The following is a 10,975-nucleotide window of genomic DNA, read 5'->3' on the forward strand; positions in this document are numbered from 1 at the left end:
CAAATTATAAAGATGTTTCAGAAGCAAACAGCCCACCATAAAACGAATCGGATGGCTCGGATTGCCCACTTTAGAGTACAACGGCGAAAATTCGTTCTCGAAATAATTCCAATCTATTTTATCTGAAAGCAAAACGAGTTCGTGTTTATCATCAATAAAATCAACCAACATCGGGCGGAATAATTCTGGCAGTTTTTCTGGATTTTTTCCTAACATATTTGCAAGGTTTTAAAGCTCTAATATACAAATTCTTGCAATAAAAAACAAGCTATTTTAAACCCAAAATACTAATAATCAGTAAATTATAAGTGGTTTAAGGAGAGACTATCTATATCAGATCTGAGAATAAGGTTTGGAGAGCTGAAAAGTTTGGTTTCTAGTAATTTTAAAAGCTTTTGTTCGCGAAATTCATTCTTAAAATCGCTTCCTAAATATAAGAGGTCATATTTGGTTTTATGATTGGTATTTGCTGGTTTATTAAAATGATAGTTATGAAGTAACGTTATGCCTGCGTGCTTATCTATATCAAAAGGATCATATACACAAATTTTGTCAAAATATTTTTGACGGGTTAAAATTTTTTCGACAATAATAGCGTCCCATTGGTATGCTACCATTTTATCCGATATATTTCGGAGACTTTGTAAAAATTTTTCCGAGAATTTATCACATCTTAAAACAATAATATAGTCAAATTGTTTATCTTTAAGTTGTTTTAAAGAATCGTAACAATACTTGTCAAAATGGTTGTCAATAAGTTTTTGATAATATCCTTTGTTATTAAGGATGTTTCTTTGAAATAAGTTGATGAATTTATGTATAATGTTTGTATATTGATATTCACTAGCGTATGTATGAAATAATCTTTCAGTATCTAAGCCTAATTTTTTCATTTCAAACATAAGGTTATACCCTAACACCATATGTTGGTCCACAATTAAAATACGTTTCCCTTTTAAATTCATTTTGAATTTGGTATTATTTTGTATTTGCTACTTTATAAATTATTTTTTTTGTTTCTTTTCCCCAGATTTCCCAATTCAGTTCTGTGTTATATTTCCGGTGACTTTCCCGGGACATTTGTGCTATGCATGAAGGCTCTTTCAGTAGTTGTTCTATGCCGTCTGCATAAACTTCAGGGTCGGCATTATGGGGGTAAAGCAACCCGGTAATCCCGTGCTCTACATGGGCAGATACTCCGCCGGTATCTGTAGATATTACGGGTAGCCCATAACCAGCGGCTTCACAAAAAGAGATTGGTGTACAGTCTGCACGGGTAGGGATGAACATAAAGTGGGCATTGTTCAGAAAGTCTTTTACTTTTTGCGCTTCATCAGGATTGTTCTTGTCTAAAAAAGGGATTATTTCCATTGCAGAACTTGTTGTAGGAGGAGTGCAACCTACCACTTGTAGCTTCACATTATAACCTCTATTTTTCAGTATTTCAATGGCTTTCAGTGCGATATGTCCGCCTTTTCTCTGCCAGTCTACCGCCAAAAAAAGAAAGGTAATAGCTCCTGTATAATCTTTTGAAACATTGATTTCAGCAGGGACTTCAGCATTTGAACCAAATTTGACTACATGAATTTTCTCTCCCGATATTTGGTAATAATCCCGAGCATGATTTGCTGCCCATTCAGAGGAAAATACAAGAGCAGAAGACTTTCTTAGGGCTTTTTTCTCAATATATTCGGTTATTTTTTTTGAAAGAAAACCAAAACCGCTCATTCCACCGTAATAATTCAGCAGCTGGTGAAAGGTGGCATCATTAAAGTATACAATGGGTAGGCCGGTTTTCAGGAAAGCTATTTCTGTGGCAGTGGTCGGTGCGAAAATGACATCAATATCTTTATCGCGCAATTCATTATCTAGATTTCGCGAAGCTGCCAAAGATTTAATTATAAACTGGTTTTTATTAAATCCCCTGTTAAAAATGCGATAGTATGCTTTAGCGATTTTATCAAAAAAAATTTCTTGGGCTGGCGTGTAGTGAATTGGTATCCAAGTAACCTTAAAGTCTTCCCTTAGTAAAGATTCATATATACGGAAGATACTCCCCGACCACACTTTTTTGTTGGTAGGTGGTTGGGAAGACAGAAATCCGATGTTGATCTTTTTAGGCATGGCTTAAGGTGCTATTTTTTAATTTGTTTTATAATAAATATAATCAGGTTTTTATAATATTTCAAAATCCATTTCAGGAAGCTGAAAGATAATAAAAAATCCTTTTTCTTTAGTGCCAATGAAAAATCCTCATAGCTGCGTTTGAAAATTTGCCAGCGTGCATGTTCCCGAATTTTTCCGCCATAGTAAAGCTCAATAATTCTATCCAGATGATTATGTTTCAAATCCCTTTTCAAGTTTACTGCGCCGAATGATAGGCCTGCGTCATGACGGCGGTATGCGGACATAGCATCACTGAGGCCTCTCATTTTACCAACCGTAGAGGCGGCTAAAAACAGAATGGTGTCAAAGTATAGCAGCGTTGGATCTTTCATGGTTTTCAGGAAAGCATCGGATTTCAAGGTTTCCGCGCGAAGCATTACAGTGGCAGTGTGAACCACCCAGTGGCGGTAAATTTCTTCAGGCGTGTAGTCTCTGTTGTCCACGAGTGAAAATGGAGTGCCGTGGATCTCGGGATAGGGAGATACATTTATAGCCTGATGAAAACAGAGGCTGTAATCTGGGTTTTGAGAAAGGAAGTCGTATTGTTTTTGGAGTTTATGTTTGTCCGTCCAATAGTCATCGCCTTCGCAAAGTGCCAGATATTTTCCTTTCACTTTTTTCAGAGCATCGTACATGTTGGGCGTTGCGCCGATGTTTTTGGGGTGAAGTGTGTATTGAATTTCGATATTTTCTGGAGCCTGTTGAAGGAGGTTGTTAATTATTTCATGGGTTCTGTCTCTGGATGCATCGTTAGAGATGATTAGTTGGATTTTCCCGCGAAAATTCTGCATAAAGACCCCGCGGATGGCTTTCTCAATAAAAGCTTCCTGGTTGTAGGTTAATATGATAATTGAAATGTTAGGCATCATTTATTGATTACATCCACAATTGACCATTCAGGATGTAACTGAACAGCAATATGATTATGATATAATGTAGAACCAAAATTTGGCGCTATTATTATATTTTCTTTTGATAAATATTTACAGACATAGCCACCCCAATATGAAAATGTAGAATTGGAAATGATTAGATTTTTTGCAGTACATATTGCTATAAAATCCTCCACTGGCGAACTTTTTTCTCTGAAACAAACACTATCAAGAAATTGGAAATTATTAATACACCAATCTATATCATCGCTTACAATTTCGATTGGGTAATAAAATAACTCGGGATAAATATTTTTGACTTTTTTAATGTAAGATACTTGATCAAAGCTTGATGGTGTGCAGGAATTTTCTTTGTAAAAATCTCCTCTTCTGATATTAATTACCGTCTTATTTTGAGTAATTATTTGAGATTTAATTTCTCCTTTTAACAGATAGTCCCGAATAAAATTATTAAGATCATCTTGTTTAAAATCTTCATTAAAAACCTGATAAAAGCTACTGAACCATTTTAATTTATCAAGCTTTGAATAGTCTTTTGCCATTAAAACAAAATCATTTAATTTAGGAAAATACAGTAACCATTGCTCCATTGTTTTTGTATAAAGAATGTAAAGATTATTACCTTTCTGTCTTTCAATGTAACAATGGAGAAAAAAATATAAAAAATTCCCAAACCTTGCCTGTAGAGGGATTTCGATTATCGTTTTTTGATTATATCCAGTTAGGTTCGAAATTAACTTTTTCAAAGCAAATTTAGTTTTCTTTTGTAACATACTTTGATGTTTATCATTTAAATAAATTTCGTAAAAAAGCTTTGTAGCCGATAAACTTTGGTTTGTTGTATTTTAACAGTAATTTCCTTTTTTCTTTTTTCGGAAAATGAAATTGACTCAGGTACTCTTCAAACGTAGTATAAAAGAAGAATTCGTATTTTTTGTTGGTTTTTTGGGATCGGGGGGCAGCAAAACAGTCCCTTGATTGAATCAGGCTCCGGAACCATTTTTCATCCATCTTGCCTTGCGAGAAATGGCTTAGCAGTATTTTGGAACTTACTATATTCTGATAGCTGTTGGCAATCCTTACGGAAAAATCTATATCATAAGCGTGAAAGCCCTTAATATTTTCATTGAAAGGAAAGGCTTTCCAAACTGCTCTTCGGCAAGCTAAGAATACGCCATCTAAAGCAAATACAAGCTTGTCTTCCATTAAGCTATATTCGCGAATGAACACCTCTCTATCATACTGTTTAAAATTTCTAAAATCTGAGGCAAATAAATTCCACCAAGCAAAAGGAACATTCGGGATGTAAGGACAACCCGCAATACCTACTACACCAATATTTTTATTGCAAAATAATTCTAATAATTCCTTGCCCCAATGCTGTGTATTGATCATCACATCTTCATGCAAAAAAAGCAAATACTCGTATTTTGCTTTTTCCGCTCCTTTATTATAGGCTTCGCAGATGCCCATGAGACCGGGGTTGTCGATTTTTATGATTTCATAGGGTACACCAACCGTTTCTGCAATGTTTTTTTCTAATGCAGTAAAGTAATGTGGCTGGTATGAGGAGATGATGATGGAGAGCATTATGAAAAAATGAGAATTATTCTGTATAAAATTTTCGTAATAATATTTTTGTTCAGTTCCTGTTTTATTGTTGAAAGTTTTTTTTCTGCATTTTCATACTTATGCCCAATGTTTGTTTTTTCTGACACAAGGGTTTGAACAGATGGGAAATATTGCAGGTACTTATCTATATTTTTTTTGAAAATATATTTTTTAACGTTTTCCTGCAGCCCAATATTTTTGTTGATGTTTATATCTCTGGAAACATCTTTTCTTCGATAAAAAAAACCTTCGTAAATAATTTTGATTACATTTTTACTATCATCTAACAACCTGATATAGAATTCCCAGTCCTCAAATCCCGAAAGGAGGTTTTCATCGTAGCCGTTTATATTTGCCCAATCTTTCTTTTTATATAATGCTGAACAATAAATTTTGTTATTAATAAGTAAATCTTGATAGCTTGTATAATGTATGTTCCATATTTTATTTACAGTTCCGAAAAATGAAGAATTTGCATAAATCAAATCTGCCTTGTTAAATTCCTTTTCTGCTAATTCCAGATATTTTTCTCCAATTTTATCATCAGCGTCCAAAGGTAAAATCCATTCTCCTTTTGCTGCTTCTATACCCTTGTTTCTTGCTCGGGAAACGCCACCGTTTTCAATGTTCAGTAAACTAAATCGTTTATCTCTTTCTATCCATTTTTGTGCAACCTCCTCTGTATTATCAGGCGAACCATCATTCACGATAATGCATTCCCAGTTCTGGTAAGTCTGCTTCAGAACCGACTGGAGACACTCATCCAGATATTGTGCCTGCTTATAGCATGGGACAATTATGCTGATCTTATTTTCCATTATGAAGATATTGTGATGCTTGGTTTTTGATAGAATACTTTGCGACGGAAATATAGTTTTTTATCGCTTGGCGCTTATTCATGGGTGCGTACTGTATGAATGAAAACGGATGCATCAGAAGGTGTTTTTTGGCTGCATGGTTTTTTTTTTGAAGCCAGATATGCCATACGTAATGCCATATTCTTTTTTTCAGGTTTTTCGAGTCCATTTTTCTTGTACGGAAGTATGCTTGTCTGTCTCTGAAAGCTCCCATGGCGTGCTGGAATTTTTTATCAGAATAATCAGAATTGATGATGCTCCCATGCCGTTGCCTGTAGTAGTACAGTTCTTCCGAAATTTCTACAATGTTATTTGTGTCTCCCATGAGGTGATGCATGATATACTCATCCTCAAAAAATTTTCCTTCCGCGAACCGGTGTCTGTGAAACAGACGGGACACATATATCTTGTTGCAAACTACAATATATTTGGAATCTGCAGTACTATTGATGTTGGATAACATCTGAACGGAATTAAACTTCTTTATGTTGCTGTTTTCATTAGATAATTCTGTACTGATATCGGTACAACTTTCAAATCTTTTTATCCCGCAAAACGATATATCAGCATCATTTTCTGTTAGGGCTTTTAAATGCAACCTCAAAAATTCGGGATGCAGCATGTCATCACTGTCCAGGAAAGCAATGTACTCACCCTGTACAGCTTCGAGGCCGGTATTTCTGGCTGCCGACAGGCCTGCATTGGGCTGATTGAAAAGTTTAAATCTTTTGTCTTTCAGAAAAGGCTGTATGCAGTCACGTGTAGCATCAGTGCTGCCGTCATCTACAATAATTACCTCGAAATTAGGATAGGTCTGTGCTAGTAAACTTTCAAGGCATTCTGCGATATAGGGATCTACATTGTAACAGGGGACGATTACCGAGATTAATGGCTGCGCTTTATTTTTCTCTGGAAGTATATCTTCTTTTACCATAATTCAATGTTTTTGGCATGCATCGGCAGGTACCCATGTTGGGGCTGGTTGGGGAAGTTGCTCCAGATTCTGTCCGGGTTCAGAAAGTAGAGGTCAGCTGCTTTTTCTATTCGCAGTTCGAGCAGTTCCTGCATGTAGATGTTTTTTTTCAGATCCGGCAGGTTTACCCAGACATCCACCATGTACTCTCCGGCACGCAGAGGCAGTTCATTAAAAGCCAGACGGACATGGTTTTGCCCCGGTTGCACCATCATGGGTTTGTGCTGAAATTCGTTACCAAAATTGGTAACGCCCTCGCCATAATGGTTCTTCAATTCCAGGTTGAACTCAAATGAAGTTGGCGCAGACAGAGCATTGTCGATGTCTATCTGTACTTCGAACGGCAGACCCTGCTCAAGGGTGAAAGTCTGTTTTTGATTTTGGATAAATTGAATGTTTGTAACGGATATCCCCGACTGCGGTACCTCAAAATTAACCTCTTTATTGCTCCACTTTTGGTTGTTGGTCTTCAGATATTTCGTAATCACTTCGCTTGTTGGTCCGATTTCCTGTATTGAACCCTGCTTCAAAGAGATGCCACTCGTACATAGCCTGTTCACAGCGCGCAGGTCATGGCTCACAAACAACACCGTCCTTCCTTCGCCTTTGCTCACATCGCCCATTTTCCCGAGACATTTTTTCTGGAACTCGGCATCACCGACTGCCAAAACTTCATCTACAATTAAGATCTCGGATTCCAGATGCGCAGCTACAGCAAAAGCAAGGCGAACGTACATTCCCGACGAATATCTTTTTACCGGTGTGTCGATGTATCTTTCCACACCGGAGAAGTCTACGATTTCGTCAAACTTACGGGTAATTTCTTTGCGAGTCATACCCAGAATGGCTCCGTTTAAAAATACGTTCTCGCGTCCGGTCATTTCCGGATGAAAGCCGGTTCCAACTTCTAATAATGAAGCAATTCTACCTTTCGTGTAGATTTTCCCCGTGGTCGGTTTCGTTACTTTGCTGAGGAGTTTCAGGAGGGTAGATTTTCCTGCACCGTTGCGCCCGATAATCCCCACGGCATCACCTTGTTCTATTTCAAAATTAATATCGCGAAGTGACCATACATATTCACTTTCTCCTTTTGAAGAACGATCATTGGCTTCACCAATTTTAAGGTAGGGATCTTCTTTTCCACGGATCTGGTGCCAAAAACGGTTTAGGTCATGGGAAAGAGTTCCGGTTCCTACCTGTCCGAGGCGGTATTGTTTGGATATATTTTCAGCTTTTAGTGCGAGCATTGTTGGAGGTTATGGAAGTGATGGAAGTGATGGAAGTGATGAGGGTTATGGAGGTTATGATGGTTTGTTTTTTATTGATTTGATGAGGTTTGACAACATTATTCTAATGAAAATGATTTTGTTACGGATTTCTTCTGATTCTTTTATATATTTAAGGTTTTGGGCAATTTCGTACTGTGTTTCTAGCTCTGCTAATGAGCCAAGTGAAACGTACAGAAATTGGAGCAATTCTCTATTACCTTTTCTGGCGCATCCTTCTGCTATATTCGATGGAATTGAAATAGCACATCTCCGTATTTGGGAAGTAAGTCCGAATTTTTCATTTTCAGGAAAAAAATCTGAAATCCGGTAGATTTCAGTAACTAAATCCATTGACTCCTGCCAAACTTTCAAATCCTTATGAGATCTTATGTCGTTATTCATTTGAAAATCTTTATCCAAATTAATTACTCACTTCACCACTTTAACCTTCATCACCTTTATCACCTCCTTACACTGTATCCATGAAAGTTTTTTCTACTTTATTGAAAATCAGGGTTCCTAAGGTCAAAATAGCGATAATGATAACAGTGCTGATTAGTAACATTTGTATGGAAAATTCGCCTTTTCCTAACCAACCATATTTAAAACATTCAAAAATCCCGGTTAATGGATTGTACATTGCTAGTTTTTTCCAAATTCCGGAAAGCGCAGAGACTGGGTAAATCACCGGAGTTGCGTACATGTATAAACTCACCCCGAATCCCAAAAGCATATTCAAATCTCTGTATTTTGTGGTGAGTGCCGAAAAAATCATTCCTGCACCCAATGCGAAAGCTGCCATTAAGATGATAAGAAAAGGTGTTGCCAAAACCCACCAATTGGGCTGTACTTCGCCTTTGTACCAATAATAAAAGAAAAAAACAAGAAATAAAGCGAACTGAACTCCAAACTTCATTAAGTTAGAAATCACTACTGAAATCGGGGTAACAAGTCTTGGAAAATACACTTTCCCGAAAATCCCCGCGTTGCCCGCAAAAGTATAGGAAGTGCCGGTGAGACAACTGGAAAAATAATTCCACAAAGTAACACCTACTAAGTAGAAAAGAATCTTCGGAGCGCCATCTGTAGGCAATTTTGCAAGGTTTCCAAATACAAAAATGTAGACAATCGTTGTAAAAATAGGGTTGATGAAAAACCAAATTGGACCCAAAACCGTTTGCTTGAAACTGGATACAAAATCCCGCTTTACAAACATATAAACTAAATCTTTGTATCGCCAAACTTCGCCTAATTTCAAATCGAAAAGGGAATGTTTCGCTTCAATGGTTTCGGTCCATTGTTGTTGGGGTTCGCTCATTTGTGAAAAGAATAAATTTTTTTCAAAAATAAGGTAAATTTTTGGAATTTTTTGGTATCAGTGCTCCTTAGATAAAAGAAGATAAAATAAGATAACGTAAAGCCTTTTGTCCTAAACGCGTTAAACATATATTGGCATTATTAAAATGGTACTAAAACAACGCCACGTTATTTCTTTACCTTCGTACCTCCATACTTTTTTCTTAACACGATAAAATCTCTTAAAATATTGATGGAGTGTGAAAAATTAAGCTTGGATCCTTCCACATCATGCCATTCTTTCAAAGGAAATTCAATTGCGTGGTCTGCAAATCTTTCTTTGGGAAAGATCTGTAGCAAACGAAAAAATATTTCGACATCAAAGATCCAATTCGTAGTAAAAGGTTGCTTAAAAACATGTTTTGCAGTTTTGTTGTCCATAACTTTTGCGCCGCATTGGGTGTCATAAACATCTAAATTTAAGAGATTACTTGAGAGTGTTGCAAAAAATCGACCTATTAAATGCCTAGAAAGTTTACGGTCTATTGTAGAGCCAATTCTTTTCCATCGCGAGCCAAAGACAAAGTTTTTGTTTTCTTTTATTGCAAATTCTAATAACTCATTAAAAGCTTCTAATGAGACTGCTAAATCTGCATCAATATATCCAATATAAGCGGGCTTTTTCTTTAATGCTTCGCGACCTCCTTCATAGATTGCATTGGCTTTGCCACCGTTTTTTACAGAATTTAAAATTGAAATTTGTTCTGGGAGCTGATTTGCAATATTTTTTAAAACCTCAAGTGTTCTATCATTACTACCATCGTTCACAAATAATATACTTATTTCGGGAAGTTTTTTTAGACTATCCAAATAAACTTCTGTCTTCAGCCTTTTTTCTTCATTGTAACATGGAATAATGACAATGCTATTTTTATTCATGGACGCTTACTGATTTTTTATTATAAAATCGTGCATAATAGTAATTAAAAAAACTGGTGGGATCCCCCGAAATGTCTTTAAACAAAAGTGTATTAGGGATGACACTTATTTTCTTAACTGTTACGAATTCTTCTGGTGTTGATTTCAGATATTGGTCTCTTTCCTCCATTTCCTTTGCAAAGATCAATGATCTTCCGGAGAATAAATCGTAGAAATTATTCCTTAAATCATTAGGGTGAGTGACTATAATTAATAATAATAAAATGGGAATATAATTTATGATTGATTTAAAATGAATATTTTCATCTTCAATAAAATTGTCTTTATAAAACTGAATACTAAAAACAATTGATATCAAAAAGAAAAAAGAAACAGTATTTACCGTTCTCTCGGGCGGAATTCTTCCTGTAGCATAATAACTTGGGAAAATCCCAAAACATAAAACCAAAAATGGAAAAAAAACGCATGCGCTTTTAAGTATGATTGTCGGGATTTTTGGGACACTCATTTTTAAATTTCTTTTTTGGAGTCCTTTAAATAAAAAAACACCCAAAATCAGGAAGATAAAAAGTCTCTCCGCAGTAAATGTTACCGTTCTAAATATTGCTCTCGAGATTGAAAAAATCACATCATGAGTATTAGGACTTTTTTCAGACAGCGTTCGCACAGTATTTCCCGGGGCTAAAATGGATATTAACATACATCCTACACTGAATATTAATAAGGTGAATACCGCACGGTTTATATTTTTTGTTTTTATATAACTATATAACAAATACAGAAATAGGGAACCATTGTAGATCAAAGAAGAAATTTCATTGGTCCCATTCAATAGTATGATTAATATAACTCGTAGTGCATTATTAAATTAAAGATACTTTAATTTTGTTCATTTTTCTATTAAATACAAAAACATTTACAAATTGAATAAAAGTTAGAGCCGTAATTTTACTTAAGATTCTGGTTTTAAAA

12 protein-coding genes and 2 pseudogenes are annotated in these 10,975 nt (G+C 35.8%); all 14 read right to left on the reverse strand.

The features are described 5' to 3' along the window. Window positions 1–216, reverse strand: a pseudogene (locus tag AP75_RS12960) (IS5/IS1182 family transposase); the annotation flags it as partial. Between the two features lie 86 nt (window positions 217–302). Continuing rightward, complete coding sequence (locus tag AP75_RS12965) at window positions 303–965, reverse strand: hypothetical protein (protein ID WP_088264930.1); 663 nt, start codon at window positions 963–965, stop codon at window positions 303–305. 13 nt (window positions 966–978) lie between these two features. Then, complete coding sequence (locus tag AP75_RS12970; protein WP_088264931.1) at window positions 979–2,124, reverse strand: glycosyltransferase family 4 protein; 1,146 nt, start codon at window positions 2,122–2,124, stop codon at window positions 979–981. 11 nt (window positions 2,125–2,135) lie between these two features. Next, window positions 2,136–3,035 (reverse strand): glycosyltransferase family 2 protein, encoded by a 900-nt coding sequence (locus AP75_RS12975; protein WP_088264932.1) that lies wholly within the window; start codon window positions 3,033–3,035, stop codon window positions 2,136–2,138. Next, on the reverse strand, window positions 3,032–3,832 hold the full coding sequence (locus AP75_RS12980; RefSeq protein ID WP_088264933.1) for an alpha-1,2-fucosyltransferase: 801 nt from the start codon (window positions 3,830–3,832) through the stop codon (window positions 3,032–3,034). The genes AP75_RS12975 and AP75_RS12980 overlap by 4 nt, the downstream gene beginning before the upstream one ends. Window positions 3,833–3,845: 13 nt before the next feature. Further along, window positions 3,846–4,649 carry a glycosyltransferase gene (locus AP75_RS12985; protein ID WP_051872620.1) on the reverse strand — a complete coding sequence of 268 codons (804 nt, stop codon included), beginning with the start codon at window positions 4,647–4,649 and terminating at the stop codon, window positions 3,846–3,848. Then, on the reverse strand, window positions 4,649–5,488 hold the full coding sequence (locus AP75_RS12990) for a glycosyltransferase family 2 protein (protein WP_088264934.1): 840 nt from the start codon (window positions 5,486–5,488) through the stop codon (window positions 4,649–4,651). The genes AP75_RS12985 and AP75_RS12990 overlap by 1 nt, the downstream gene beginning before the upstream one ends. Then, window positions 5,478–6,461, reverse strand: coding sequence for a glycosyltransferase family 2 protein (locus AP75_RS12995; protein WP_088264935.1), 984 nt, complete (start codon window positions 6,459–6,461; stop codon window positions 5,478–5,480). The genes AP75_RS12990 and AP75_RS12995 overlap by 11 nt, the downstream gene beginning before the upstream one ends. After that, complete coding sequence (locus AP75_RS13000) at window positions 6,455–7,747, reverse strand: ABC transporter ATP-binding protein (RefSeq protein ID WP_088264936.1); 1,293 nt, start codon at window positions 7,745–7,747, stop codon at window positions 6,455–6,457. Before AP75_RS13000 ends, AP75_RS12995 begins: the two co-directional genes overlap by 7 nt. 54 nt (window positions 7,748–7,801) lie before the next feature. Continuing rightward, a complete protein-coding gene (locus tag AP75_RS13005) occupies window positions 7,802–8,170 on the reverse strand; it encodes a four helix bundle protein (protein ID WP_031501602.1) in 369 nt (122 codons plus the stop codon). A gap of 67 nt (window positions 8,171–8,237) precedes the next feature. Continuing rightward, complete coding sequence (locus AP75_RS13010) at window positions 8,238–9,086, reverse strand: ABC transporter permease (protein ID WP_088264937.1); 849 nt, start codon at window positions 9,084–9,086, stop codon at window positions 8,238–8,240. A 167-nt stretch (window positions 9,087–9,253) separates the two neighbouring features. Then, window positions 9,254–10,003 carry a glycosyltransferase gene (locus tag AP75_RS13015; RefSeq protein ID WP_031502050.1) on the reverse strand — a complete coding sequence of 250 codons (750 nt, stop codon included), beginning with the start codon at window positions 10,001–10,003 and terminating at the stop codon, window positions 9,254–9,256. Further along, the gene (locus tag AP75_RS13020) at window positions 9,996–10,835 is read right to left on the reverse strand and encodes a DUF6056 family protein (RefSeq protein ID WP_158212087.1); all 840 of its coding nucleotides are present in this window, start codon (window positions 10,833–10,835) and stop codon (window positions 9,996–9,998) included. The genes AP75_RS13015 and AP75_RS13020 overlap by 8 nt, the downstream gene beginning before the upstream one ends. A 31-nt stretch (window positions 10,836–10,866) precedes the next feature. Further along, window positions 10,867–10,975 (reverse strand): annotated as a pseudogene (locus AP75_RS14740) (IS982 family transposase); the annotation flags it as partial.

The sequence above is a fragment of the Kaistella haifensis DSM 19056 genome (assembly GCF_000735695.2).
Lineage (GTDB): Bacteria > Bacteroidota > Bacteroidia > Flavobacteriales > Weeksellaceae > Kaistella > Kaistella haifensis.